The organism is Roseovarius sp. A46 (assembly GCF_004126395.1).
GTDB classification, from domain to species: domain Bacteria; phylum Pseudomonadota; class Alphaproteobacteria; order Rhodobacterales; family Rhodobacteraceae; genus Roseovarius; species Roseovarius nitratireducens.
Genome location: NZ_PVWS01000005.1, coordinates 63701 through 87473 on the forward strand (window position 1 = coordinate 63701; position 23773 = coordinate 87473).

Consider the following 23773-nt stretch of genomic DNA (forward strand, 5'->3'; position numbering starts at 1 on the left):
CCTCAAATGGGGTCGCGGATCAGGGGGCAGGTCATGCAATGTGACCCGCCGCGTCCGCGGCCAAGCTCTGATCCGGGGATGGTGATGACCTTGACACCCGCCTTGCGCAGGAGGGTGTTGGAGTAGACGTTGCGCTCGTAGCCAACGACGACCCCGGGTTCCAGACACAGAAGGTTGTTGGCGTCGTCCCATTGTTCACGGGCGGTTTCATAGGCATCGCCGCCCGTGGGCACGGTGCGCAATTTCTTGAGTCCGAGTGCTGTGGCCACGACCTCCAGAAACGGTTTCGTCTCGGTCTCTACCGCGATGTCATCGCCCTTGCCGGGGCGCAGGCTGTAGCACCGGATGGCATCGGTCACCTTGGCAAAGATCGTGACGAGATCGCGGTCGCAGAAGGTGAAGACCGTATCGAGATGCATGGATCCGCGCGCGCGGGGAAACTGGCAGGCGATGACACGGGTGGCACCGCCTCCGGCGAACAGGCCGCGCGCAACCTGGCCGACGGCTTGCGGTGTCGTGCGCTCGCCCATGCCGATCAGGACGGTGCCGTCGCCAATGGGCATGACGTCCCCGCCTTCGACTGTCGCCGGGCCATGATCCTGCTTTGGGTCGCCCCACCAGACGGGAAAGCCCGCATCCTTGAAATCGGGGTGAAAGCGATAAATGGCAGCGAGGTTCAGCGTCTCGAGCCGCCGCGCGGGCCAGTGCATCGGGTTCAGCGTGACGCCGCCATATATCCAGCAGGTCGTGTCCCGGGTGAAGATGTGATTGGGCAGCGGTGGCAGGATGAAGTCGGCGGGTTCCAGCATCGGGGCCAGCACACCCTTGACCGGGATCGGCAGTTCGGCCCGGCTCATGCCGCCGGTCAGGATGGTCGACAGCAGGTCGGCATCGACCTCCATCAGGTGCGCCAGCAGGTCATCGGCCAGACCTACGCCTACGGCGTTGTCACTGATCCGCGCCTCGAGCAGCCATCGGCGGGCGTCCATGTCTTTCAGCGTTTCCATCAGCAACTGGCGCAGGAACACGACCTCGACCCCGCGATTGCGCATCGCATCGACAAAGGTCATGTGTTCGATCCGCGCCTGTTTCACCCAGATCACATCATCAAACAGCAGCTCGGCACAGTTGGCGGGCGTCAGTCGAGCCATGGCGGCACCGGGCTTGCTAACCATGACGCGGCGCAGTTTGCCCGCCTCGGAATGGACGCCGTAGGTTATGCTCATGTTGGGGCTCCTTGCAGCACAACGCCAAGGCTGAGAACTGCCATGACAATGATTGTGAGGCCCAGCAGCACCGGCCAGACGAAGCGCAGCCAGCGTTCATAGGGCACCCGCCCGATGGCGAGGCCGCCCATGACAACCGCAGAGGTGGGGGTGACCAGATTGACCACGCCTTCTGCCGACTGGAACGCGGTCACCACAAGGCTGCGAGAGACCCCGGCAAAGTCGCCGACGGGGGCAAGGATCGGCATGGACAGGACGGCAAGGCCGGAGGTCGAGGGCACGAAGAACGACAGGACGATCTGAATCCAGTACATCACGTTGATGAAGATGACCTCGTTCAGGCCCGCGACGGTACCTTCGGCCCAGTGCAGGATCGTGTCGGTGATGTGGCCCGCATCCATCACAACGACGATGCCGCGCGCAAGCCCGATGATCAGCGCCACGCCCAGCAGGTCGCGCGCACCGCTGACGAACGAGTCAACCAAGCCCTTTTCGCCCAAGCGCCCCACGATACCGATGCCAATGCCGGCAAACAGGAACAGCCCGCTCATCTCGGCCATCCACCAGCCCCCTAGCGAGACACCCCAGATCATCACCGCGAAGGTCGCGCCAAAGAGCAGCAGGACGATCTTGTGCAAACAGGTGAAGTCGCTGGCTCCGGCCTCTGCGGTGGTTCGGAAATGCGCCTCGTTTTCGGTCTTCCTGTCGAAGACCAGCGACCGCGACGGGTCGGCCTTGATCCGTGAAGCATAGCGCATGACGTATGTGACGGTCGCGGCGAAGGTGAGCGCAAGCAGGACCAGCCGCAGCATCAGCCCGTCCGTGAAAGACACCCCGGCCGCGTCCGACGCGATCACGGTCGAAAAGGCGTTCACGGTCGAGCCGAGCACGCCCACGCCGGCGCCCAGCAAGATCACCGCCACAGCCGTCAGCGCGTCATAGCCTGCCGCGATCATGACCGGTGTCAGGATGACATAAAAGGCCAGCGTCTCTTCGGCCATGCCATAGGTAGAGCCGCCGACCGCGAAGAGCCCCATGAGGATCGGAATCATCCATTTTTCTCGCCCTTTAAGCCGCGCCATCGCGCGCTTGATGCCCGCGTCGATCGCACCGGTGGCCGTCACCACGCCGATGAAACCGCCGATCATGAGGACGAACATCGCGACGTCGATGGCATTGGCAGTGTAGCTGCTCGGATCGTAAAATCCGGCGATGGGGGCCAGGATGACGTCGAACACGCCCTGCGGATTGGCCTCGGTGGGCGCGTAGGTTCCCGCCACAGGAACGTCCTTGCCGAGCGCCTCGGAAGCCACGCGCTCGTACTGGCCGGCCGGGATTACCCATGTCAGGCCCGCGATGATCACGATCAGGGCGAAAAGAATGGTATAGGCTGAAGGGAAGTGGAAACGGGAGCTGCGTTCGGCAGGTGTCGTTTTGGTGGGGGTCATGATTGCGTCCTTTTCCTGTCCGGTCATGAAAAAGAACCGGTGGCCACCGTCATCTTGATCAAGGATACCAGATGGCGGACTGATCGAGGTTAGGTTGCGCGCATTACAGAGGCTTGTCGACCAGAACGCGAACCGTGCCCGATGCTTTGCCTGACCTTTGCCGCCCGGAAGACCCCGCGCCGGGCAACTTTGCGATCACCTTGAGTCGGTTGCCGACGCCGCGCCGGTTCCCAGTTCGATGATCTCGGCGGTAATTGCCTCCTGTCGCACCCGGCGCAGGGTCGCCTCGAAGTGGCCCAGCTCGCGCGTGATCTGGTTGGCTGCGCCAGACATGGCCTCCATTCTTGCCTCGTTCTCTGCGGCAAAGGCATGGAGCGCCGCCTTAGACACCAGGGCGTGGAGATAGTCCCCGCTGAGATTGTTGATCAGGGTGTCCGTTGGAAGCTGGGTCATTGGACGTGTCGCCCCGGGCGGCGGCAGGTCCGACAGATCGACCGGCAACAGAGCCTGCCGGACGACTTGAGGTTGCCCGGACGCCCAGACAGCATGGATCATGTCAATGCGTTCGAGGTGCCCCTCGCCCAAGGCGCGGTAGATCGCCTTGGTGATTGTATCGGCCAGTTTCGGAATGCCGGGCGTGTGCGAGGACATTGGCGCGGACCAGACCGGATGGAGGCCGCGCGCGGCGGCGATTGACAGGCCACGGGTGCCGATCAGAAACAGGCTGGCGGTCGACAGGTCGTCTTTGACGCTGTCGAGAACGCGTTCGCTGAAGGCGCCGGCAAAGCCCTGTTCGGCGCAGAACACCAAGAGGCCGATGCCGCCGTCGGCTTGACCTCCGGAGGTTTCGGCCGGTGGAGTGGGACGCGCGGGGCCAAGTGCATCGGAAATGGCGGCGGCAATTGTCGCGGCATAGCTGTTGACGGCTTCTATCTCATCGCGTGCGGTGTTGGCGCGGGCGGCGGCGATGCCCTTCATCGCGTTTACCACGGCCCCCAACTGGCGAATGCTGTCGATCCGGGCGCTGACATCGGCCAGTCGTTCGGTCATGTCGCTGGCTCCCTATCGCCAAGCTGCGTCGCAAGGCGGGTCATCGCGGCCATCAGGGCGGCTCGTGCCGCCTCATTCAATTTCCCGGTTTCGGAAATGGAACGCAGAGCATGGCCGGCATCCCGGTCCAGAGTTTCCGGGAGTGCATCCCGAAAGGTGGTAACAGCATCGAGTGGCAAGGGGTCCAGCAGCCCCGTTTGCACGGCGAGCAGGAGCGCCACTTCATCGACCAAGCGAAGCGGCGCATTCTGCGGCTGGCGCAGGATTGCGCGGATCCGTTCCCCGCGTTTGAGCTGGTCGCGAACGCGACCTTCGGGCATGCCCCCGAACCGGGTGAACATCTCCAGCTCCAGAAACTGCGCATAGTCGAGCCGCAGGGTTCCGGCGGCCTCCCGCAGCACGGATGCCTGGGTCTTGCCGCCCACGCGGCTGACGCTGAGGCCCACATCCACAGCCGGTTTCTGCCCCTGATGGAACAGATCCGTATCCAGCACAATCTGCCCGTCCGTGATCGAGATCAGGTTGGTCGGGATGTATGCCGACAGGTTCCCCGCATCGGTTTCCGCGATCGGCAAGGCGGTCAAGGTCCCGCCGCCACGCGCCTGAGACAGTTTGGCCGCCCGTTCAAGGAGGCGGGCATGGATGTAGAACACGTCCCCCGGATAGGCCTCACGCCCCGGAGATTGCCGGGTCAGCAGGGCGATCTCGCGGTGGGTGGCGGCGTGTTTGGACAGATCGTCGATCACAACGAGGGCGTGACCGCCCTTGTCTTGGAAATATTCCGCCATCGTCATACCCGCATAGGGCGCGATCCATTGCAGCCCCGGCGCCGAGGCGGAGCCCGCGACCATCACGATGCAGCGCGCGAAATTCCCATGCGCCTGAAGCGCGTCGATGGCGCGGCGCACGCTCGATGTCTTTTGCCCCACTGCGATATAGACGCAGATCATGTCGCTGTCGCGCTGCGCGATCATCGCGTCGGTGGCCAGGGTCGTCTTTCCGGTGGAATGGTCGCCGACGATCAACTCGCGCTGGCCCCGGCCAAGCGCGAACAGCGTGTCCATCACGAGTATCCCGGTCTGCACAGGCTGGGTCACGAGATCGCGTTCGATGATCGACGGCGTCGGCTGCTCTATCGGCCACCGCTCTTCGGCCTCGATCGCCCCTTTTCCGTCCAGCGGGCGGCCAAGTGGGTCGACGATACGCCCGAGCAGCGACTCTCCGACAGGCACGCTCACGACTTCGCCGGTGCCAAAGACTGCGTCGCCTGCCTCGACCTTGGTCGCCGCGTCTATGAACACGCAGCCGATCAGATCCGGGTCCAGAACCCGTGCGAACCCGAATTGGCCGCCCTCGAACCGCAGAACCTCGTCAAGTCGAACATCGCACAAGCCCGAGATCATCGCGACACCGTCGCCGATCTCTTCGACACGGCCTTTGTGTTCGGATCGCGGACCGAGTGCGGCGCGCTGCACTGCGCCCTGCGCTGATGCGAACCAGTCCTGCGTATCAGCCGGCATTCTCGACCTCCTTCAGGATGTTCTCAAGGTCGGCCTGCCAACTGTTGTGAAGCACGAAATTCGCGCTGCGGAGTTCCAGTCCGGCGATCAGGTCGGGATCTGTAACAAGGCGAAAGCGGGGCGCGTCGCCCAACGCATCCTTTATCGCTTGTTCGATCTCGGCCCTTTCCGCGCCCTCCGGTTCTGTCGCGGTGATGATCTCGATCTCGCCCGAGGCTATCAGCGCCGTTCGGTCGGAGTCGGACATGCCCGCGATCGCCTCGACAAGGTGCGCAAGGAACGCCGCCCGGACCGCAGGCGTGTTGAACTGCCCCAGAAGCCGCGCGGCAATCTCGACTGAAAGCTCGGTGGCCTTCGCGGCGTTTTCCTTCCGTGCGGTAGTCCGGTCACGGTCAATGGCTCTGCGCGCGGCCGCCAGTAGTGTATCTGCCTCGGTTTGCGCATCCTTCCGCACGGATTTCGCGACTGTATCCGCCGCCGCCTTGGCCTCGGCAAGCATGGCATCGCGTTCCGCCGCGATGCCTGCGCGGGCCTCGGTGACCTCTGCCAGCGCAGCATCGGCTTTCGCTTGTGCTGTCTTGCCTTCATCCAACATGGCTTGCGCGGCTTCCTGCCGCCGGGTGATGGCCTCGGCAACCGGACGCCAGAACACGCGGCTGAGAAGCCAGACGAGGATCAGGACGTTGATGGCCTGAAAACCCAGTCCCCACCAATCGAGGGTCATGCGCTCATGCCAGTAGCGGGTTGGCGAAGAGCAGCAGGAGCGCAATCACCAGGCAATAGATTGCCGTCGTCTCGATCATTGCAAGCCCAACGAACAGCGTGCGCGAAATCGTGTTTGCGGCATCGGGCTGACGGGCAATGGCATCCATCGCGGCGGCAACGGCGCGACCCTCGGCAAGTGCGGGGCCGATGGCGCCGAAGGCCACCGCGAAGGCGGCGCAGAAGATACTGGCAAGGGGAACATAGTCCATCACGAATCCTTTTTCGTTGGGGAAGGGGCAAGGTCAGTACTTGGAGGGTTGTGCGCGGCGACCTTGACCGTGGAGGTGATGAAAACCATCGCCAGCACCGCGAAGATGTACGCCTGCACCAGCCCGATCAGCAGATCAAGCGCCATTAGCGGGATCGGTACCAGCAGGCCCGCCAGCGAGGCGACGATGCCGATGACGAACACTCCGCTCATCACGTTGCCGAACAGGCGGACGAACATGGAAAAGACCCGCGTCAGACTTTGCAGGATGTTGAGCGGGATCATTACCGGGTTGGGCGCGGCGAAGGATTTCAGCCAGCCGCCCACACCCCTGGCGCGTATGCCGAACCAGATCACGGACAGGAACACCAAGACGGCGAGGGCGGCATCGGTTTCAAGCTGTGCGGTCGGTGGCTCGACCCCCGGCACAAGCGAGGACCAATTCGCCACGAGGATGAACAGAAAGAGCGTGCCGATGAACCCGCGATAGGGTGCGGGCGCGACGCCCGTTGTCTCGGTAATCTGGGTGTCGAGCGTGGCGACCATCAGCTCCAGCGCGGCCTGCCGCCGGGTCGGTTTGAGGTCTAACCGGCGCGTCAGGGCAAATGCCCCGATCACCAGTATCGTCATGATCGCCCATGTCGTGACGATGGCTTGCGTGATCGGAACCGGTCCGATCTGGAACAGCACGGTGGATTCGAGGGGAGAGTTCATGTCTGGATATCCCCCATCCTGCGAAGCATTATCCACTTGGCGCAGAGGACCCCCGCAAACGCCGCGAGCAGGGCAAGGCCACCCAGGAGCACGGCCATAAAGAACCCGGTGGCCAGAAGCGAAACGCGTCCCACGGTCAGGGCAATGGCCCGTAGGGGTTCACCCCCGTTGACGATTATCTTGGCTGTCTCGCGAAGCGCGCGGAAATAACCATATCCGACGAAGAGCCCGCCAAGAAAGCATACCGGAAGAAGGACGAATAGCGGGAGAGTAGTGAGATCGGTCATCGCGCGTTCATCCATTTCCAAGCGGTCCAGCCGCCAATGCAAAGCCCGAGTAGCATCATCGGCGCGCTCCAGAAGATGCCCGTCCCAAATTGCCCATCGAGCCAGCGTCCGAAGAACAGGCCCGCCAGTGTCGGCACCACGAAGATCCAGCCCAGCACGCCGATCTGCGCCAAACGTCGACCGACGGACATGTCACCTTCGCGCAGCCACTGCTCGTGTCGGCTGCGATGCTTGCGGATTTCCTCGACCAGCGGGTCGGTTTCGGGCGGCTGATCGGTTTCGGGCGGCGGCGATGGGTCTTCGGTCATCGGAACTGTCCGGTGTCTGCGCCCGCATGCAATCGGCTGATCATCCGGCGGATCGCGTGTAATTGCAGGCGCATCGTCTCGACGTGCTCGACCCGTTCCTCGTTCACATCGGACTGAAACCGGGCCAGAACCTCGCTGTCCAGCGTGGCCAGATCGTCTCCGGCGACCGCCTCTCGGGTGGCAACGGCGATGTCGGTGCCGCCGGTCACACTCAGCACCCCGCCGCGCACGGCGCAGAACCGTTCTAAGCCTGCGGTCTTCCAACTGACGATGGACACCGCTAGCGCGGTCAGGAACGGGGCGTGGCCGGGACGGATGCCGAAGCTGCCGCTCGCGTCTTCGGCGCGCAGGCTGTCGACCGCGCCGTCCACCACGACTGACAGGGGGGTCACGATGCGCAGCCTCATGCCACCGCCTCGCTGGCTGTCGCGGCGGCCTCCTTCTTGCGCGCCTCATCCAGCGTGCCGACCATGTAGAGCGCGCTTTCGGACCACTCGTCAGCCTCGCCTTCCAGTATGGCACGGCACCCCGACAAGGTCTCGGCAAGCGGTACGCTGGCGCCCGGCGTGCCGGTAAAGGCCTCGGTCACCATGAAGGGTTGGGTCAGGAACCGCTGCAACCGCCGTGCGCGTCTGACGATCAGGCGGTCGGCGGTGCCCAGTTCCTCGACCCCCAGCAGCGAGATGATATCGGTCAATTCGCGGAACCTTGCCAGTGTCTGACGGACGGCTTCGGCGGTTTGGTAGTGGTCGTCACCGACAACCAGTGGATCCAGCAGCATCGAGGAAGAACCCAGCGGATCGATCGCCGGATAGAACCCCTCTGCGGCCTGGGCTCGCGACAGCATGATGACGCAATCCATATGGCCGGAAATCGTGGTCACGGCGGGGTCGGTGAAATCGTCGGCAGGCACGTAGACTGCCTGAATGGCGGTCACGGTCGACCCCGCGACGGAGGCGATGCGTTCCTGCAGGCCCGCGACTTCCGTTGCCAAAGTGGGCTGGTAGCCTACGCGAGAAGGCAAGCGGCCAAGCAGGCTCGAGACCTCGGCCCCGGCCTGAACAAAGCGGAACACGTTATCCATCAGCAGAAGAACGTTCTTATGCTTTTGATCGCGAAAGTATTCCGAAATGGTCAGCGCGGTCAGCGGGGCCCGCCAGCGCGCACCGGGCGGCTCGTTCATCTGACCGTAGACCAGCACGGTGCGATCGAGCACGCCCGAGTCCTGCATTTCGGTCAGAAGCTCATGCCCCTCGCGTGATCTCTCTCCAACGCCCGCGAAGACCGAAATGCCTTCGTATTTCTCGACCATGGCGCGGATCAACTCCATCACCAGAACCGTCTTGCCCACCCCGGCACCACCGAACATCGCGGCCTTTCCGCCCTGCGCCATCGGTGCCAGCAGGTCGATCACCTTGATCCCTGTCTCGAACACGTCGGCGGCACCAGTCTGGGAGCTCAGAAGCGGGGGCAGCGCGTGGATCGACCGTCGTGGTATAGCGCCCGGCAGGGCAGGCCCGTCATCCTTCGGATTTCCCACGACATCCAGAAGCCGGCCAAGGACGGCTTCGCCCACGGGCACGGTGACCGGCCCGCCACTGGCATGGACCGAAACGCCACGGGCGAGGCCCGCCGTGGATTGGAACGCCACGGCGCGTACCGTCTTCTGATCGAGGTGGCTGTGGACTTCGAGAATGAGGGCCGTCGGCCGGTCCCAATTCACAATCAGCGCAGAATTGATCGCTGGCAGGTCGGGCCCGGCAAAGACAACATCCACGACCGCCCCCCGGACGGCATGAACGACGCCTTCAGAGGGGACGCGTTGATCGGAGGACGCCGATGCGTCGTCCCGGGCGTTCGGGACATTCGTCTCGGTCCCACCGGGCAGGTCAGAGTCTCGCACATCTGCGCGGGTCCCGGCGCGGATAGCGCCGTTGCCCAGTGCCTGATCTGCGCTTGTGGATGTCAAACGGGCCTCATTGTTTTGCTCTGATCCCCGGCGTTGGATCAACGGATAGACGGAGTAAAGCCTGCGGTCAGGCAAGAACTTCGGTAAGATAGGGTGACCATGTTGTTCGCGCCCTGACATAGATCAGCGACGAAGCGGACGTCGCCATGGCATTTTGAAATGATTGGCGCCTCTACATGCGCTGGTTGTCGAACAGGGAGCACGGATGTCCAAAGATCCATACGAAGCGCTCGGCCTGACGAAGGCCGCCACGGCTGACGATATCAAGAAAGCGTATCGCAAGCTGGTGCGAACAAGCCACCCGGACTTGCATCCCGACGATCCTGGGGCCGAGGAGCGGTTCAAGGTAATCTCCGCTGCCTATGATATCCTGAAAGATCCCGAGACCCGCGCCCGCTATGATGCCGGAGAGATCGACGGCCTCGGCGCGGAGCGCCCGCGGCGGCAGTATTATCGTGATTTCGCGGATGCATCAGACAACACTTACCAACAAGGGCGCGGGTTCGGAGCGGATGCCGATCCGGCGGACATCTTTGCGGAAATTCTGCGCAATCGTGGGCGGTCGCCGGGTGGCGATTCTGCCGGTCGTGGATTCTCGGCCCGCGGCCCGGACGTGAGCTACACCCTTGAGGTTCCGTTTCTTGATGCAGCCCGCGGAGCCGAGACCCGGATCACCTTGCCCGATGGTCAGAGCCTTGCGGTCAAGATCCCGCAGGGCACCGAGGACGGCAAGACGCTGCGGCTGCGCGGCAAGGGTGCTTCCGGCTTTGGTGGCGGTCCGGCAGGTGATGCGCTCATCACCGTTCTGGTGCGACCCCATCCGGTATTCCGTCGCGACGGCGACGACATCCTGCTGACACTGCCCATCACCATCGACGAGGCGATTCTCGGCGGCAAGGTCACAGCACCTACCATCGATGGCCCCGTGGGCATGACGATCCCCCCGGGGGCGAGTTCAGGCCAAGTCCTGCGCTTGCGGGGGCGCGGGATCGGTCATGTCGGGCGCAAGGCAAAGGGCGACCAGAAGGTCGAGTTGAGGATCGTCACACCGCCCGACATTGATGCGGGCCTGCGCGATTTTTTCACGGAATGGCGCAAGACGCATAGCTTCGATCCGCGCGTCGATCTGATGAAAGGAGCCAGCGCATGACAGAAAGATTTTCCGAAGACGACGTCATCATCGCTGTCACTCGTCTGACCCGAAGTCAGCTTTCGCGCTTTGTCGAGTGCGAACTGGTTCGCCCGGAGCGCAGTGAAAGCGGCGATATCTATCGCCGCGTCGACATCGCGCGCCTGGAACTCCTGTGCGAATTGTCCCAGGATCTCGACCTGGACGAGACGGCCTTGGGCATCGTGATCTTGCTCATCGATCAATTGCATGCCGCGCGACAAGACCTTGCAACCATGGCACGCGCCATAGACACCCTGCCAACAGACCTACAAGCCCGGATCATTGCCGCCACGAAACAGCCCTGAGCGCAATTCGAATGGGACCCGAGGTTGGCGTTCCTGCACGTAACAGCACTGCACGCCTCTCACTCTCTGGTCGCTTGGCCGCGATATGTATCGTCTTCAAACCGCAGAATATACTGGCCGCATCGGAAACTTCTATTGCTGAAAGGGCAGATGGAGAACCGGACGTCCTCTCCTTTCCGCTTTTGTGGCTCTCGGAAAACACCCAATCATATTGAGAATTGCTGGAAGTTGGGGGCGTTCGGCGCAGCTTTCGAGTGAGGCAAACCCGCGAAACGCGGGGCATGGTCACGCCCGAGTGCCGCCCCGAACCTCGCGCCCGTCCTCGCGCCATTGCGGCAGGCCGCCGTCCATGCGCCGCGCGTTGAAGCCGCGGTTGCGCAACAAGGCCACGGCCTGGTGGGCGTAGATGCAATAGGGCCCCCGGCAATAGGCGACGATCTCCGCCTTGGGGTCGAGCGTGGGCAGGAGCCGGTCGAGATCGGCCAGTGTGGTGTTGCGCGCGTCGGGGATGTGCCCGGCGGCGAACTCGTCCTCGGGGCGGATGTCGAGCAGGGTGACGGCCCCCTGTGCGAGCCGCTCGGCGAGATCGGCGCGGGTGATCGGCTCGGGGGCCGGGGCACCGCCGTAGAGCCCGTCGAGTATATCCGCGACCTGCGCCAGGTTGGCCTCGGCCACCTCATTCAACAGTGCCATGAGCGTAATCGCACGGGCGTCTTGTAGCCGGTAGATCACCGCCTTGCCCGCGCGGCGGCTGGTGACGAGCCCGGCACGGCGCAGCTGTTGCAGATGCTGCGAGGCATTGGCGACCGTCAGCCCGGTCTTGCGCGCCAGCGTCTCGACCGCCGCCTCGGTCTGCGCGAGTTGCTCCAGCAGCACGAGGCGCGCGGGGGCGGCAAGCGCCTGCGCGACGAGGGCGTATTCCTTCAGGAGGGCCTGTTTGGGGCTGGTTGACATGGCGTAGACGTGTCTCTAATCATTCAAGTGGTTACTTGAATAATAACGGCTGCGTGCCGCCACGCAAGCCCGAAAGGCCCGCCCATGTCAGACGCGATCCTGAGCGCCGAGCCGGTGATCCGAGTGACGGCATTCCTGGGCATCCTCATCGCCATGATGGTCTGGGAACTGGCTGCACCACGGCGCCGGAAGGAAATTCCGCGCGTGATCCGCTGGACCAACAACCTTGGCCTCGTGGTGCTGGATACGGTGATCCTACGGCTGAGTTTTCCACTGCTGGCTGTCGGGCTGGCGATGATCGGGGCCGAGCGCGGCTGGGGTCTCTTCAACAACATCGACGTGCCCGGCTGGCTTGCGATCCTTGTCTCGGTGCTGCTGCTCGACCTGGCGATCTACCTGCAACATGTGTTGTTCCACGCGGTGCCGGGGCTGTGGCGGCTGCACCGGATGCATCACGCGGATCTGGAATTCGACGCCACCACCGGATTGCGCTTTCACCCGGTCGAGATCGTGATGTCGATGGGGATCAAGCTGGCGGTGGTGGCGGCGCTGGGCCCGCCCGCCGTGGCGGTGTTGATCTTCGAGGTGTTGCTGAATGGCACCGCGCTCTTCAACCACGCCAATATCGACCTGCCACGCAGGGTGGATCGCTGGCTGCGGCTGATCGTGGTGACGCCGGACATGCACCGGGTGCATCATTCGGTCGATCCGCGCGAGACAAATTCCAATTATGGCTTCAACCTGCCGTGGTGGGATCGGCTGCTTGGCACCTATGTGGCGCAGCCGGCCAAGGGGCATGAGGGCATGGAGATCGGGATCGAGCAGTTTCGCACGCGGCGCGACCTGTGGCTGGACCGGATGCTGGTGCAGCCGTTGCGCGGCCCGGCGAGCGGCGGCGCGCTCGATCCCCGCAACACCAAGGAGGACCGCCCATGAAACACCTGATCCTGCTCAACGATCCGCCCTATGGCACCGAGCGCAGCTTCAACGGGCTGCGCATGGCACATGCGCTGGCCAAGCATGACGCGGAGGCCGAGATCACCGTGTTCCTGATGGCCGACGCCGCGCTCTGCGCCAAGGCGGGGCAAAAGACGCCGGAGGGGTTCTACAATATCGAACGGATGCTGCGCCGGGTTCTGTCGGCGGGCGGGCGCGTGCTGATCTGTGGCACCTGCATGGAGGCGCGGGGGCTGAGCGAGGCCGAGATGCTGGAAGGGGCCGCGCGCTCGACCATGGACGAGCTGGCCGAGGAAACCCTCGCGGCGGACAAGGTGCTGGTGTTCTGAGCCGGTCACAAGGGCGCGAGATACGGGGCCCTGGCTGCTGAACGGCTTGCACGATCATGTCTGAGGGCAGACAAGCGACCCATTGCACAGGGAGGCCCTGATGTCTGACACCCCGAACCGATCCTGGATGGCCGCGCTTGCCACAAGCCTGTCGCTCATCGCCTGCTACGGCACGCTGGCAGCGATTGCGTTGCTGGGTGCGCTCGGGGTTGGCATCGCCCTCAACGAGGCGGTCTGGGCCGGGGCCATCGTGCTATTTGCCGCGCTTGCGGTGGCGGCGCTGGCGCTCAGGTGGCGGCGGCACGGGCGCGGCGTGCCGGTGCTGCTGGGCGGTGCCGGGTTGGCGCTGATCGCCTTTGCGATGTATGTCAGCTATTCGCTGCCCGCCGAACTGGGGGGCTTCGTGCTGCTCTGCCTGGGCACCTGGGCGGATTGGTGCGGCGGGCGGGCATGAGCGATGCGCGCCTGCCGCCGCTCCTGCGCGACAAGGATCGCGACGCGCCTTCGGCCTTTACGCCCGAGAGCCTGTTGCGCGAAGCGCGGCGTCAGAAGCGGGCGGAGTCCGTCGCGGTGCCCGAAATATGCCTGCTCGATCCCGATGGCGATATCGTCCGCGCGCTGTGCGCCGGGGGCCTTGCGCGGCGGCATACGGGATGGGTCTGTTATCACACGGAAATGTGGGTGTTCGATCTGGAGGGGCACGAGATCGGCGTGGTGGGTTGTGCGGTCGGGGGGGCGTTCGCGGTGCTGGTGGCCGAAGAGATGTTCGCCTCGGGCTGCCATCTGCTGATCAGCGTCACCTCGTCCGGGCAGATCACGGCGCAAGGCGCGCCGCCCTATTTCATCGTGATCGACCGCGCGTGGCGCGACGAAGGCACGAGCTATCACTACCTGCCGCCATCGGATTGGAGCGAGGCACCCGCGCCGCTTCTGGAGCGGTTGGGGGGCGCGTTCGAGGACGGCCCGCGCGTCCTGACCGGCCCCACATGGACCACCGATGCGCCGTTTCGCGAGACGGAGGCCGCCATTGCCGCCGCCCGTGCCCGTGGCATCCTCGCAGTAGAGATGGAGGCGGCGGCGCTATATGCCTTTGCCACCGCCCGTATGCGCGACGTCATCTGCCTTGCCCATGTCACCAACCAGATGGGCACCATCGAGGGTGATTTCGAAAAGGGTGAGGCCAATGGCAGCGAAGATGCGCTGAGCGTCGTGGCGCGGATCGCGGCACGGTTGGGGCGGGGCGCGCCCGGGATATCGACCCGACAAGCCCCCTGACGGGAGGTGTCCAATCTCGCCCGCGCAGCCGAATTTCTGACGGTGCTAACATAGGTCAGCGCGCGGGATATATTCCACGGATAACAAGCGGGCAGGGCGCCGGGTTGACCCTTCTTGTCAAACTGGCGACGGAAATCGACCAAGCGGGTCGGACACGAAAGCATGACGGGGCCGCCGCATCGTCCTTCGCTCGAGAAGGTCGGTTGTGACTTCCCCGCGACCCTTCACACCCCGCAGCTATCAAGGCGAACTGCCCGCTGACGGCAAGTTCTCCGAAAGCGGAGGCGCGTCGCCGGGGCATCAGCTTCGCGGTTTATCGCACCACCGGGATCTACCTGGTCGGTCGGGGCATTCGGAAAGGCTTCGAATGAGTACGCCCGAATGACCCCGCTCAGGACCACCCCCTCGGGCCGAGGCGAACCAAGCGGATGACGGGCTTTGGGATGGCGCTCGCCGAGGTGTCGGGTCGCGTGCACAAGGCCAGCGAAAGACGACGTCTCGGGGCGGACACACCCCGCGATGGACCGGACACCGAATTCAGAGAATACGAGAGGAATGCAGCGATGAACCAGACCACCAAGACGATTGCCGTGTTCGCACAGCCCTTTAGCGTTCCGGGTTTCGATGAAACGCTGCCAGCGGGCGCATATGAGATTGAAACCGAACACTTTGCGCCTCCCGATCTACTTGACCCGGACGCATGGAAAGCCTCTGTCATGGTGAAATTGCACACCCGGCAATCGCATCCCGGTCTTGCCCGGATACTGACCGTTTCGCTGATCGACCTCGACCGCGCACGCGCGCGAGACAAGGTGACGGGCAAGAAACTGACGGACCTTTTCCTGGAGGAAATGCTGGGCGATCCGCTTGTCCTTCTCGTGATGGAGGCCGACGGTGTCAGCGAAGCGCAGCTTCGGCATCTCTATTCCGGTTCGCGGACTCCGCGAACCGGGGATGACGCGACGGGTTTGAAAACGGCAACGATGACCCGGCGGGACGAGGCTTCGATCCGGGCCGCGGAGAACGAGGGGATGCCAGTCAAGACCTGAGGTGTGACGACGCAAAACGCGCGTGATGCAAGACAACGCGCTTGCAGAGGCCTTCCGCGCGCATTGCCGAAGCGAAGGATGTGCCGAGGTTACAGGCGTGGCTGGCATGACAGGCTGCGCTGTGAACGGTTCATGCGCCGGGGCGTTGTGGTCGGATTTTCGACGCAAAAGCTGCTTTGGATCAGTATGGCATCGCGGATTTTGTGCCAGCGTCCCGGTCAACAGGCTCGAATCGGCCTGTTCCGCGCGGTCGATTGCGGTTGCCGGAATGCCGGATCACGGGGGATGCCCCGTGCCGCGACGAGTCATCAGGTCGTCATCGGTGCCGAGGTAAACCGAGAACGCACCGGGCCGTGGTGGCAAGCCTTGACCGAAACATCAGCGGCGGCAACCCTTTGGAAATCCGCCGGGGTGATACACATGACGACGAAGGATAAGGAACCTTCAATGACAGACTCGCCAAGACCCTGCCAAGAGAGGGTCACGCAACCCAACGAACAGGACATGCTGCAAGACCCCGGACGCAAGGGTGCTCCGTCCCGAGCGCCGCGCGCGCCGGTCCCAGCCGTGTCCTCTGACACCCAGCCTTGCTCCGGCGTGACCGGTGCACAGCCGGAGAGCCCGCCCGCCGCGTCGGACTGGACGCGGTCGCTGATGAAATATCGTCAACCCATCCCCTCTCGTAGTATATTCGAGTTGGCCGTCACGCTTGCACCTTTCGTCGGGATATGGGCGGTGGCCTGGTGGATGCTCTCGATCAGTACCGTGTTGGCTGTGGCGCTTGCCCTGGCAAACTCGGCGTTCCTGCTGCGCCTGTTCATCATCCAGCACGATTGCGGGCACGGCTCGCTGTTTCGCGACCGGCGCCTGTGCGACTGGATCGGACGCGGGATCGGCGTGCTCACGCTCACGCCCTATGATGTCTGGCGCAAGACCCACGCGATCCACCACGCCACCACCGGCAATCTCGACCGGCGGGGCATCGGCGACCTGCCGACGCTGACCGTTCGGGAATACCAGGAAAAGGGTTGGCGCGACCGGGCGCTTTATCGCCTCGTCCGCAATCCCGTCTTTCTGTTCGGGGTGGTGCCGTTCTACACGTTCTTCGTTCAGAATCGGTTGCCCGTCCACCTGATGCGGTCGGGGTGGCGCTACTGGTTGAGCGCCATGGCGACGAATGCCGCTATCGGTCTGACACTGACCGTCATTGTCTGGCTGGGCGGTTGGGATGTCCTACTGTTCGTGTTCCTGCCGACGATGCTTCTGGCCGCGATGGCAGGCATGTGGTTTTTCTATGTGCAGCACCAGTTCGAGGAAACCAGCTGGGAGTACGACGAAGACTGGAACATTCAGGAGGCGGCCCTGCACGGCAGTTCGCACTACGCGCTGCCCGGCGTGCTGCGCTGGATCACCGGCAATATCGGTGTCCACCACGTGCATCACCTGGCAAGCCGCATCCCGTTCTACCGCCTGCCCGAGGTGATCGAGGATCACGACCTGCTGGCGCAGTCCAAGCGCATCACGTTTTGGGAAAGCCTGCGCTGCGCGCGGCTTCACCTCTGGGACGAACAGCGCGGCCGGCTGCTGTCCTTTGCCGAAGCGCGGGCGAGTGCCGCCTGAGCATTGCAACGGGACACCCGGTCACCTGAAGGCGGGTACACATGCCAGCCGGGCTGCGCCGATGGCGCGGCTCAGTAGGTCTTGTTCGCCTCGGCGGATTCGGTGATGGCGTCCGCCCCGGCGGAGACGTCACGGCCGATCCCGGCGGTTGTGCTGCACCCCTGCAGCAAGAAGGCAGTGACGATGGCGAGTGTGAGAAGGGGCGCTGTCGTGAACCATGAGGTTTTCATCTTGATCTCTCCTTGCAGCGGATCAAAGCGGCATCTGCCGCGATCTGCTTGGTCATCCCTACACCGGTTCGCGAACGCGGGCGCTTACCTGTATCAGCCATCGCGCCGGACCTTTCCGTCTCGGCCATGAAAAATCAAAGCGCCGGGCGGCTCGTGCCGATTTTCGCGTCAGATACCAACCTGGATCAGTCCCGCACCGGAGCGAACCGTGTAGGGTTCTTGTTGACGGCAGACCATTCAGCCGTCGGATGTTTGTTGCGAGTGACGGCGAGGCTTTCTGCCGGTGAACCGGCCTCCAGCCCGGCCCGGCAGGAAGCCTCGTCAATTCGTACAGACGCTTGAAAGGATCCATTCCATGGACTCGAAAACACCCGCACTGAGCACCGCCGACAAGATGAAGAGCGTCAAGGCGGCCTGCGACGGAGCCACCGCCGGCCCCAAGAAGGACTCGGCGATGAAGCACCTCCAGGCAGCCGAGAAGGCGCACACGGCGAAGAATGACGGCGAATGCAACCGCGAACTCGACTCGGCCACGCACGCGCTGGCATAAGCTTCGCTCAGTTGGAAACGGTGCCCCTCCGGCAGCACCTGCCGGGGCGGCGCGTCAGCGCAGGAGCGGTCCGTCCTGATCGAGGTAGCCCGTGTCAAACCCCGCCAGCTCGCGCAGGCCGTCGATATCGTCGAAGACCACCTGCCCCTTCTGGAAGGCGACAAGCCCGTCATCGCGCAGATGGCGCAGCACCCGGTTTACGTGCACGGCGCTCAGCCCGAGCGCGTCGGCAAGATGATACTGCGTCAGCGGACAGGCAAAGCCGGTCTTGTCCCCCAGCCCCACGAGTATCAGCCGTGACCCGAGTTCGAGCAGAAAATGCGCCATGCGTTCCTCGGCCGAGCGGCGACCGATATTGACCAGATGCTCCACCACCATCGCCTCGTCCCGCGAGGCCGCCCAGAGAACGGCGGTGGCCAGCCGCGGCGCATGCGCGAAGGCATCGAGAATATCCGAGGCGAGAACCTCGGACGCCTCGATGCGCGTGACCGCCTCGATGCTGTGATCGGATGTGCGGAACAGGATGCTGCGCAGCCCCAGGAAATCGCCCGGAACCTGGAAATCCACGATCTGCCGCTCGCCATCGGGCAGAATCTTGTAGGACAGCGCCCAGCCCTCGGCCAGGATGAAGGCGGAGGCGTTCGGTTGACCCTCATGGATCATCTCGTGCCCCGGCAAAAAAGAGCGGCGGCGTCGGTGAAACCGCGCCAGCGTCTCGAGATCGACCTCCGACAGGGCGACGAAGGCCGAGAGTTTTCGGGTCAACGGGCTGTTCAATAGCACCATTCTCGCTTCCATTGCTAAAGTCTCGGCAGGCGGGCGTACGAATGCGGATAGCCGGGAAATGAGTGGGCAAAACTGCTTTGCATCAGCCCTCGCTAACAGAAAACGTTTATGATCGAACGATGTTGCAGGTCAATGAGGGCCGGCACATTGATCTCGATTTGAAAAGAGAAGCTGACATGCCCCTTTACAACGACACTGCCGGAACGGCCGCCTTGGCGATTTGTGAGTCGTTGCTGCTTGCCATGAATGACCGCAATATCCTGCCCGAGAAAGAGATCGTGGGCATTCTCAAGGATGCGGCCGCCGCGCATGAAAATGCACCGGCAGGCGACGACGATGCACTGCACGCCGAGGTGGCTGCACTGATCAACGGAATTCTGAATGGGGGCAACTCGGTGCGACGGCCCTGAGGTCCCGCGCCAGGGGCCGGGGAAAAGACGCATTCGGGGCAGCCCCGCCGGGCGACGCCGGCGGGGCTGCGGTTTTGACCGACAATCCGGCATCCTGACGGCCCCGCTTGATCACCTCCCGCTATCGCGCATCAGCGTCGTGATCCGGCGGACGGCGACACGGCGGTTGACGCGTTCGGCCTGCTGCGTGGGGATTTTCAAGAAACGTTCGCCATAGCCCTGCACGACCATGTTCTCGGTCGGCACATCGAAATACTCATTGAATGCGAGCGCCACGGACTCGGCGCGCCGATCGGACAGCAGCAGGTTGTAGCCCGGCTCTCCGATCGCATCGGTATAGCCCTCGATCAGAAACACTTCGGTCGGATCCTCGGCGATGATGTCGCGCATCAGCAGGCCCATCTGCCGCAACTGCTCTGCCTGCGACGGCTGGATCGCGGCAGACGCGGTGGCGAAGGTCACGTTCTGGAGGTTGATCTCGGGGCTCAACTTCCGCACTTCATAGATTTCGCGCACCTGTTGCAGGCTGAAGCTGCGTCCGATGTCGCGCTGGTCGGCCGCAAGCAGGGCCGCGCGCAGGCTCTCACGGTCGCTGGCAGCCTGATAGTCGTAAGTGTCGACTTTCGGTTCGGGAAGGTCACGAACCACCACCGGCGCAAACTCCTGGGTGTCGTCGAACAGCACATATTCGCGCCCGTCCGTCTCGATCAGAACGCGCCTCAGGACGCGCCCGCGGGAATCGCGGATGGTGACGATCTCGGTTCCATCGCTGCGCATGACATTGGTGCGCGTGGAGCCGTCGCTAAACCGCTGGGTGCGCACATCCGAACCAGGCTGACGAAGCAACGCATCGTCGTCCTTTAGGATACGGTAGTCATTGTCGTCATCCACGACGATGACCCGGTCCCCGGTATTCGCCTCGACGCGCTGACCGTTCAACAGGATCCCGCCGACCACCGCCGCGCCGAGCGCGAGCAGACCTGCCTTTTGCAGATCGCTCATTCCGCTATCGGACTTCGCTTGTGGTGCGGCATTCTGTTGGGTGAGGGTGTCCTGCTGATTTTCAGGGTTCCATTCGTCGAACTCTTCATCGCTCGAACGGCTTGTATCTTCGGTGATCGTCTCGGTCGTCACGTCGGCCGGAGTTTCGTCATCGACCTCGGCCGCGAGTGCCTCGGCTTCCTCCGCCGCCAGAGCCTCTGCTTCCGCTTCTGCCTCTGCGCGGGCGTCAGCCGCCGCCGCCGCATCTTCCTCGGCCTTATCCGCTGCCGCTGCGTCGGCCTTTGCCTCGGCTTCCTCCGCCGCCAGGGCCTCTGCTTCCGCTTCTGCCTCGGCGTGGGCCTCTGCGGCTGCCTTCGCTTCTGCCTCGGCCTGATCCGCTGCCGCTGCGTCGGCCTCTGCCTCGGCTTCCTCCGCCGCCAGGGCCTCTGCTTCCGCTTCTGCCTCGGTCTGATCCGCTGCCGCAGCGTCAACCTCTGCCTGTGCTTCGGCTTCCGCCTCGGCCTCGATCTGGGCCGCAGCGTCGTCGACAAGGTTTTCAGCCACCGTCACGGCTGCGGCAAGTGCTCCCTCGTCGTCCACTGTTTCTGCGTGTGTTTCGGCATCGGCAGTGTTCGCGTTGGCTTGTGCCAGCGACGGGACTGGTTGCAGCAACGAGATGGCAGCGAGAATTGCAGTGGTCGATTTTAGGGAATTGCGTGTCATGTCGTCTTCCTCTCAAAGGGGGTCAGGATAAGCGTCGCGGATATCACTCCAGCGCATCGACAGCGGCCCGGCATTTTTCCAGACAAATGGGTCGTTATCGTCCGTGAGGGGTGCCATGCCGTACGCGCCCGATCATGCCCAAGCTAGCCCGGAAGGAACGCGGACAGGCTGATGCATGTAAGTGCCAGTGGTCGTGAACCCTGCGATACATAAGGAACGAACGGGCGAAACGATAAGTCGTCCGCAGACCTTCACACCTGACATCACATCCGAGCAGGAGCCGTGCGGCATGCCCATCAGGGCACCGCAGAGGCATCTGGCGATGATGGTGAAATCAAGGACAATCCAAATGAACCTTTTCAAGACCACAGTTCTTTGCAGCGTATTCGCGCTGGCCGCCGCCGGCCCGCTGGCCGCGTTGGAAAAAACCCTCTCCGGTGTAGAGGTCACATCTGACCTGAGTTCCTATGAGGAAGCCAATGTCCTCAAGTTCTGGCCAAGCCTGGACGAAGACCTCGCCACCGCGATCAGTTCGAAGCTGAACATTGATGACAAGGCCGACGCGCCGCGGATCTCGGTCGAGATCAACAAGGTTTCGGTCGATGGCGACACGGTGTTGCCGGATTCGGGCGAATTCAACACGCTCGAGGGCACCGTGACCACGCATGAAGGGGGCAACGATCCCGAAGCGACCAACAAGGCGGACGACCCCGATTCCCAGATCGGCAGCTACGCCCTGCGCATGACGGCCACCAGCGCAGAGCGCGAGATGCCCGATGGCTGGGTCACCGTGGCCCCGTCCCAGGACGATTTCTACACCGCTCTCGTTGATGCTTACGCGACGGCCATTGTGGAGCGCATCGAGGAATAATCGCTGATATGAGACGCCGGTCCGACATCTGTCGGACCGGCGTTTTTCTGATTCGGGACAGGTTTCCGAAAGGCAAGGACCGGCGCGCAGGGCATTCGCCCCATGCCCGACCGGATATCGACCTACCGGAGGCTTCCCGAATGATAAATGTTCTCACGACCGCGACACAAGCAATGCAATGGCCAGGCAGCCTGATCCGACCGGCACTGTCGCTCCAGACGGCACTGAGCGACCTTGTTGTCGAGACGGCATTGCTGCCTTTCAGGACGTTCAGACCCGCGACAACGGCCGACACGGACGCATCCGGGGCGGGCAAGGTCAAACGCCGGATGGGAGCCGTGATCCGGCGGTTACGGGATATGCCGACGCTTGCGACGGGGGGCGCCACCCGAGCAGAGAGCGGCCAGATGTCCCCCCGCATTCCATCGGAGGCGCAATACCTGACCCGCAGGCATCGAAGCGCTGCGGGCTCTCGTAGCTTCCGGCTCTATCTGCCGGCCAGCCATCCCGACCGGCCCAAGGGCCTCATCCTGATGCTGCATGGTTGCAACCAGACCCCGGAGGATTTTGCCACCGGTACGCATATGAATGCCCTGGCCGAAAAGCATGGGCTTGCCTTGGCTTATCCGGCGCAGACCAAGCGGCAAAATCGTGGGGCGTGCTGGAACTGGTTCAAACCACGCCACCAGATGCGCGGCACCGGAGAGCCCGCCATTCTCGCCGCGCTGACGCGCAAGCTGATGCGCGAATTCGGCCTGGGCCGCGATGATGTCTTCGTGGCCGGGCTCTCGGCAGGTGGTGCGATGGCGACAATCCTTGCAGATGTCTACCCGGATGTCTTTGCCGCCGCCGGGGTGCATTCCGGCCTTGCGCGGGGGGCGGCATGGGATACGCTTTCGGCGATGTCGGCAATGCATAGCGGCGGCGCGCCCACCGGAATTGCCGCCATCGCCGTCACGCGGGCAGGGCCGGTGCGCCGGATCATTTTCCAGGGTGCAGACGACCGCTCGGTCAACCCGCTCAATGCCGGATTTATCGTCGCGGCAGAGATGGGCGAGGATGTCGCGCCCACCAGAGTGGGCAAGCGGTCCGTGCGCGGGCGTGACTATTACCGTAGTTTCTACGCGGACCCCAAGGGCGCGGTCCTGATAGAGCTGTGGATGATCGAGGGCTCCGGACACGCCTGGTCCGGGGGCCGCGCGGCGGGATCCTACACCGACACGAAAGGTCCGGATGCCTCGGCGCAGATGGTGCGTTTCTTTCTGGACAAGCCGCCCTGAGACGGGTTCGCTGATCCTGAGAGAGACCAGGGCCACGCCACGAAAGTTGAAATTTCAAGGAAAGGGATGGGACCATGACAGATGAAGACACGCTTTGGGCCATGGAAGAGCGGTTCTGGACCGAAGGCGCGGACAGCGCGCGGTCGATGACGGCCAAAGGAGCCGTTCTTGTCTTTCCGTACCCGGTGGGCATCCTGCGGGGTAACGACATCTGGCGGGAAAGCCAGGTCGCGCAGCGCTGGCGCACGGTTGCATTCTCCGAGCATTGTTTCACCAGCGAAAAGGACGTGGCCATCCTGGCCTATCATGTGTCCGCCGAGCGCGACGACACGCCGATCTATGAGGCGCTTTGCACGTCCTCTTACCTGAACGACAATGGCACGTGGCGGCGGATGGTGCACCAGCAGACGCCCTTGTCCTAGGCCCGGCACCTCCTGTCTTCACGTCGCGATGCAGGGCGATCCATGAGATATCGGGCCCCGCCGCACGAGGTAAAAGGCGGCGGGGCCATCCGGCACGGGGCTCAGGCTTTGCGCATGGCCACCTTGCCCTTGCCGAATTCTTTTCGAAGGATGCCTCAGGTCGTTTTGAAGCAATCCTTGACGCGTGGCTTGGCGAGGAACGGAGATCCTGTAAGAGCGCGCGCCACAAATCATTAGCTTGATCCGATGCGACAGCCCGGACACTAACCTGCATTAGTGTAAGGGGTTCGTTGCGAAACCATCAGGACCGGCGCGCCAGAAAGAAGGCCGCGAGCGGCAGAGCAGACCGGCGTCATCGGACCGAC

Annotated in this window: 27 protein-coding genes and 1 pseudogene; 13 read left to right on the forward strand and 15 right to left on the reverse strand. The window is 63.5% G+C overall.

From position 1 onward, the window contains the following. Positions 1 to 2: 2 nt before the first annotated feature. The 11 genes and pseudogenes from C6W92_RS04340 to atpD all read right to left on the reverse strand — a co-directional run. The gene (locus C6W92_RS04340) at positions 3 to 1226 is read right to left on the reverse strand and encodes an arginine deiminase (protein ID WP_129431822.1); all 1224 of its coding nucleotides are present in this window, start codon (positions 1224 to 1226) and stop codon (positions 3 to 5) included. Beyond that, a complete protein-coding gene (locus tag C6W92_RS04345) occupies positions 1223 to 2674 on the reverse strand; it encodes a YfcC family protein (RefSeq protein WP_206735499.1) in 1452 nt (483 codons plus the stop codon). Before C6W92_RS04345 ends, C6W92_RS04340 begins: the two co-directional genes overlap by 4 nt. A gap of 195 nt (positions 2675 to 2869) precedes the next feature. Further along, positions 2870 to 3724, reverse strand: coding sequence for a FoF1 ATP synthase subunit gamma (locus C6W92_RS04350; protein ID WP_129431824.1), 855 nt, complete (start codon positions 3722 to 3724; stop codon positions 2870 to 2872). Beyond that, positions 3721 to 5244, reverse strand: a complete 1524-nt coding sequence (locus C6W92_RS04355; RefSeq protein ID WP_129431825.1) for a F0F1 ATP synthase subunit alpha — start codon at positions 5242 to 5244, stop codon at positions 3721 to 3723. The genes C6W92_RS04350 and C6W92_RS04355 overlap by 4 nt, the downstream gene beginning before the upstream one ends. After that, positions 5234 to 5968, reverse strand: coding sequence for a F0F1 ATP synthase subunit delta (locus C6W92_RS04360; RefSeq protein ID WP_129431826.1), 735 nt, complete (start codon positions 5966 to 5968; stop codon positions 5234 to 5236). Before C6W92_RS04360 ends, C6W92_RS04355 begins: the two co-directional genes overlap by 11 nt. Before the next feature lie 4 nt (positions 5969 to 5972). After that, on the reverse strand, positions 5973 to 6218 hold the full coding sequence (locus tag C6W92_RS04365; RefSeq protein ID WP_129431827.1) for a F0F1 ATP synthase subunit C: 246 nt from the start codon (positions 6216 to 6218) through the stop codon (positions 5973 to 5975). Continuing rightward, positions 6218 to 6931 carry a F0F1 ATP synthase subunit A gene (locus C6W92_RS04370; RefSeq protein WP_129431828.1) on the reverse strand — a complete coding sequence of 238 codons (714 nt, stop codon included), beginning with the start codon at positions 6929 to 6931 and terminating at the stop codon, positions 6218 to 6220. The genes C6W92_RS04365 and C6W92_RS04370 overlap by 1 nt, the downstream gene beginning before the upstream one ends. After that, positions 6928 to 7218: an ATP synthase subunit I gene (locus C6W92_RS04375; RefSeq protein ID WP_164989167.1), complete on the reverse strand. Its 291-nt coding sequence runs from the start codon at positions 7216 to 7218 to the stop codon at positions 6928 to 6930. The genes C6W92_RS04370 and C6W92_RS04375 overlap by 4 nt, the downstream gene beginning before the upstream one ends. After that, positions 7215 to 7526, reverse strand: coding sequence for an AtpZ/AtpI family protein (locus C6W92_RS04380; RefSeq protein WP_129431830.1), 312 nt, complete (start codon positions 7524 to 7526; stop codon positions 7215 to 7217). Before C6W92_RS04380 ends, C6W92_RS04375 begins: the two co-directional genes overlap by 4 nt. Beyond that, a complete protein-coding gene (locus C6W92_RS04385) occupies positions 7523 to 7933 on the reverse strand; it encodes a F0F1 ATP synthase subunit epsilon (RefSeq protein ID WP_129431831.1) in 411 nt (136 codons plus the stop codon). Before C6W92_RS04385 ends, C6W92_RS04380 begins: the two co-directional genes overlap by 4 nt. Then, positions 7930 to 9333 (reverse strand): annotated as a pseudogene (gene atpD / locus C6W92_RS04390) (F0F1 ATP synthase subunit beta); the annotation flags it as partial. The pseudogene atpD and the gene C6W92_RS04385, both read right to left, overlap by 4 nt. A 367-nt stretch (positions 9334 to 9700) precedes the next feature. On the opposite strand from atpD, the gene C6W92_RS04395 reads away from it, so the two are divergent. Continuing rightward, positions 9701 to 10645 carry a J domain-containing protein gene (locus C6W92_RS04395; RefSeq protein WP_129431832.1) on the forward strand — a complete coding sequence of 315 codons (945 nt, stop codon included), beginning with the start codon at positions 9701 to 9703 and terminating at the stop codon, positions 10643 to 10645. After that, the gene (locus tag C6W92_RS04400; protein WP_129431833.1) at positions 10642 to 10971 is read left to right on the forward strand and encodes a chaperone modulator CbpM; all 330 of its coding nucleotides are present in this window, start codon (positions 10642 to 10644) and stop codon (positions 10969 to 10971) included. Before C6W92_RS04395 ends, C6W92_RS04400 begins: the two co-directional genes overlap by 4 nt. Positions 10972 to 11256: 285 nt before the next feature. Here the strand turns inward: C6W92_RS04400 and C6W92_RS04405 are convergent, their stop codons facing one another. Then, a complete protein-coding gene (locus C6W92_RS04405) occupies positions 11257 to 11925 on the reverse strand; it encodes a metalloregulator ArsR/SmtB family transcription factor (protein ID WP_129431834.1) in 669 nt (222 codons plus the stop codon). An 84-nt stretch (positions 11926 to 12009) separates the two neighbouring features. Here C6W92_RS04405 and C6W92_RS04410 point away from each other — a divergent pair, with 84 nt between their 5' ends. From C6W92_RS04410 to C6W92_RS04435, 6 genes are all read left to right on the forward strand, one after another. Beyond that, complete coding sequence (locus C6W92_RS04410; protein ID WP_129431835.1) at positions 12010 to 12861, forward strand: sterol desaturase family protein; 852 nt, start codon at positions 12010 to 12012, stop codon at positions 12859 to 12861. Beyond that, a complete protein-coding gene (locus C6W92_RS04415; protein ID WP_129431836.1) occupies positions 12858 to 13211 on the forward strand; it encodes a DsrE family protein in 354 nt (117 codons plus the stop codon). Before C6W92_RS04410 ends, C6W92_RS04415 begins: the two co-directional genes overlap by 4 nt. A 100-nt stretch (positions 13212 to 13311) precedes the next feature. Then, entirely contained in the window at positions 13312 to 13665 is a 354-nt protein-coding gene (locus C6W92_RS04420; protein ID WP_129431837.1) for a MerC family mercury resistance protein, read from the forward strand. Further along, entirely contained in the window at positions 13662 to 14486 is an 825-nt protein-coding gene (locus C6W92_RS04425; protein ID WP_129431838.1) for a nucleoside phosphorylase, read from the forward strand. The genes C6W92_RS04420 and C6W92_RS04425 overlap by 4 nt, the downstream gene beginning before the upstream one ends. Before the next feature lie 443 nt (positions 14487 to 14929). Then, complete coding sequence (locus C6W92_RS04430) at positions 14930 to 15535, forward strand: hypothetical protein (protein ID WP_241691070.1); 606 nt, start codon at positions 14930 to 14932, stop codon at positions 15533 to 15535. A 654-nt stretch (positions 15536 to 16189) separates the two neighbouring features. Beyond that, positions 16190 to 17155 carry a fatty acid desaturase gene (locus C6W92_RS04435; RefSeq protein WP_129431890.1) on the forward strand — a complete coding sequence of 322 codons (966 nt, stop codon included), beginning with the start codon at positions 16190 to 16192 and terminating at the stop codon, positions 17153 to 17155. A 71-nt stretch (positions 17156 to 17226) separates the two neighbouring features. Here the strand turns inward: C6W92_RS04435 and C6W92_RS04440 are convergent, their stop codons facing one another. Beyond that, on the reverse strand, positions 17227 to 17385 hold the full coding sequence (locus C6W92_RS04440) for an entericidin (protein ID WP_129431839.1): 159 nt from the start codon (positions 17383 to 17385) through the stop codon (positions 17227 to 17229). A gap of 355 nt (positions 17386 to 17740) precedes the next feature. Between C6W92_RS04440 and C6W92_RS04445 the strand changes: the two genes are divergently transcribed. Continuing rightward, complete coding sequence (locus C6W92_RS04445) at positions 17741 to 17935, forward strand: hypothetical protein (protein WP_129431840.1); 195 nt, start codon at positions 17741 to 17743, stop codon at positions 17933 to 17935. A gap of 54 nt (positions 17936 to 17989) precedes the next feature. On the opposite strand, the gene C6W92_RS04450 is transcribed toward C6W92_RS04445, so the two are convergent. Beyond that, positions 17990 to 18721 carry a Crp/Fnr family transcriptional regulator gene (locus C6W92_RS04450; protein WP_129431841.1) on the reverse strand — a complete coding sequence of 244 codons (732 nt, stop codon included), beginning with the start codon at positions 18719 to 18721 and terminating at the stop codon, positions 17990 to 17992. A gap of 176 nt (positions 18722 to 18897) precedes the next feature. Here C6W92_RS04450 and C6W92_RS04455 point away from each other — a divergent pair, with 176 nt between their 5' ends. Then, positions 18898 to 19131 (forward strand): hypothetical protein, encoded by a 234-nt coding sequence (locus C6W92_RS04455; RefSeq protein ID WP_129431891.1) that lies wholly within the window; start codon positions 18898 to 18900, stop codon positions 19129 to 19131. A gap of 111 nt (positions 19132 to 19242) precedes the next feature. Here C6W92_RS04455 and C6W92_RS04460 read toward each other — a convergent pair whose 3' ends face one another. After that, positions 19243 to 20835, reverse strand: coding sequence for an OmpA family protein (locus C6W92_RS04460; protein WP_129431842.1), 1593 nt, complete (start codon positions 20833 to 20835; stop codon positions 19243 to 19245). A gap of 349 nt (positions 20836 to 21184) precedes the next feature. Here C6W92_RS04460 and C6W92_RS04465 point away from each other — a divergent pair, with 349 nt between their 5' ends. From C6W92_RS04465 to C6W92_RS04475, 3 genes are all read left to right on the forward strand, one after another. Continuing rightward, a complete protein-coding gene (locus C6W92_RS04465) occupies positions 21185 to 21706 on the forward strand; it encodes a hypothetical protein (RefSeq protein WP_241691071.1) in 522 nt (173 codons plus the stop codon). Between the two features lie 407 nt (positions 21707 to 22113). Next, the gene (locus C6W92_RS04470) at positions 22114 to 22986 is read left to right on the forward strand and encodes a PHB depolymerase family esterase (RefSeq protein WP_164989168.1); all 873 of its coding nucleotides are present in this window, start codon (positions 22114 to 22116) and stop codon (positions 22984 to 22986) included. Positions 22987 to 23060: 74 nt separating this feature from the next. Further along, positions 23061 to 23408, forward strand: a complete 348-nt coding sequence (locus tag C6W92_RS04475; RefSeq protein ID WP_164989169.1) for a hypothetical protein — start codon at positions 23061 to 23063, stop codon at positions 23406 to 23408. Positions 23409 to 23773 lie beyond the last annotated feature (365 nt).

Coding starts and splice junctions, on each gene's coding strand:
- C6W92_RS04395 (WP_129431832.1), top strand. CDS start 9,701: ATGTCCAAAGATCCATACGAAGCGCTCGGCCTGACGAAGGCCGCCACG.
- C6W92_RS04370 (WP_129431828.1), bottom strand. CDS start 6,931: ATGAACTCTCCCCTCGAATCCACCGTGCTGTTCCAGATCGGACCGGTT.
- C6W92_RS04445 (WP_129431840.1), top strand. CDS start 17,741: ATGGACTCGAAAACACCCGCACTGAGCACCGCCGACAAGATGAAGAGC.
- C6W92_RS04365 (WP_129431827.1), bottom strand. CDS start 6,218: ATGGACTATGTTCCCCTTGCCAGTATCTTCTGCGCCGCCTTCGCGGTG.
- C6W92_RS04460 (WP_129431842.1), bottom strand. CDS start 20,835: ATGACACGCAATTCCCTAAAATCGACCACTGCAATTCTCGCTGCCATC.
- C6W92_RS04405 (WP_129431834.1), bottom strand. CDS start 11,925: ATGTCAACCAGCCCCAAACAGGCCCTCCTGAAGGAATACGCCCTCGTC.
- C6W92_RS04350 (WP_129431824.1), bottom strand. CDS start 3,724: ATGACCGAACGACTGGCCGATGTCAGCGCCCGGATCGACAGCATTCGC.
- C6W92_RS04355 (WP_129431825.1), bottom strand. CDS start 5,244: ATGCCGGCTGATACGCAGGACTGGTTCGCATCAGCGCAGGGCGCAGTG.
- C6W92_RS04360 (WP_129431826.1), bottom strand. CDS start 5,968: ATGACCCTCGATTGGTGGGGACTGGGTTTTCAGGCCATCAACGTCCTG.
- C6W92_RS04475 (WP_164989169.1), top strand. CDS start 23,061: ATGACAGATGAAGACACGCTTTGGGCCATGGAAGAGCGGTTCTGGACC.
- C6W92_RS04465 (WP_241691071.1), top strand. CDS start 21,185: ATGAACCTTTTCAAGACCACAGTTCTTTGCAGCGTATTCGCGCTGGCC.
- C6W92_RS04425 (WP_129431838.1), top strand. CDS start 13,662: ATGAGCGATGCGCGCCTGCCGCCGCTCCTGCGCGACAAGGATCGCGAC.
- C6W92_RS04430 (WP_241691070.1), top strand. CDS start 14,930: ATGGCGCTCGCCGAGGTGTCGGGTCGCGTGCACAAGGCCAGCGAAAGA.
- C6W92_RS04455 (WP_129431891.1), top strand. CDS start 18,898: ATGCCCCTTTACAACGACACTGCCGGAACGGCCGCCTTGGCGATTTGT.
- C6W92_RS04340 (WP_129431822.1), bottom strand. CDS start 1,226: ATGAGCATAACCTACGGCGTCCATTCCGAGGCGGGCAAACTGCGCCGC.
- C6W92_RS04415 (WP_129431836.1), top strand. CDS start 12,858: ATGAAACACCTGATCCTGCTCAACGATCCGCCCTATGGCACCGAGCGC.
- C6W92_RS04470 (WP_164989168.1), top strand. CDS start 22,114: ATGTCCCCCCGCATTCCATCGGAGGCGCAATACCTGACCCGCAGGCAT.
- C6W92_RS04385 (WP_129431831.1), bottom strand. CDS start 7,933: ATGAGGCTGCGCATCGTGACCCCCCTGTCAGTCGTGGTGGACGGCGCG.
- C6W92_RS04450 (WP_129431841.1), bottom strand. CDS start 18,721: ATGGTGCTATTGAACAGCCCGTTGACCCGAAAACTCTCGGCCTTCGTC.
- C6W92_RS04400 (WP_129431833.1), top strand. CDS start 10,642: ATGACAGAAAGATTTTCCGAAGACGACGTCATCATCGCTGTCACTCGT.
- C6W92_RS04375 (WP_164989167.1), bottom strand. CDS start 7,218: ATGACCGATCTCACTACTCTCCCGCTATTCGTCCTTCTTCCGGTATGC.
- C6W92_RS04435 (WP_129431890.1), top strand. CDS start 16,190: ATGAAATATCGTCAACCCATCCCCTCTCGTAGTATATTCGAGTTGGCC.
- C6W92_RS04380 (WP_129431830.1), bottom strand. CDS start 7,526: ATGACCGAAGACCCATCGCCGCCGCCCGAAACCGATCAGCCGCCCGAA.
- C6W92_RS04440 (WP_129431839.1), bottom strand. CDS start 17,385: ATGAAAACCTCATGGTTCACGACAGCGCCCCTTCTCACACTCGCCATC.
- C6W92_RS04410 (WP_129431835.1), top strand. CDS start 12,010: ATGTCAGACGCGATCCTGAGCGCCGAGCCGGTGATCCGAGTGACGGCA.
- C6W92_RS04345 (WP_206735499.1), bottom strand. CDS start 2,674: ATGACCCCCACCAAAACGACACCTGCCGAACGCAGCTCCCGTTTCCAC.
- C6W92_RS04420 (WP_129431837.1), top strand. CDS start 13,312: ATGTCTGACACCCCGAACCGATCCTGGATGGCCGCGCTTGCCACAAGC.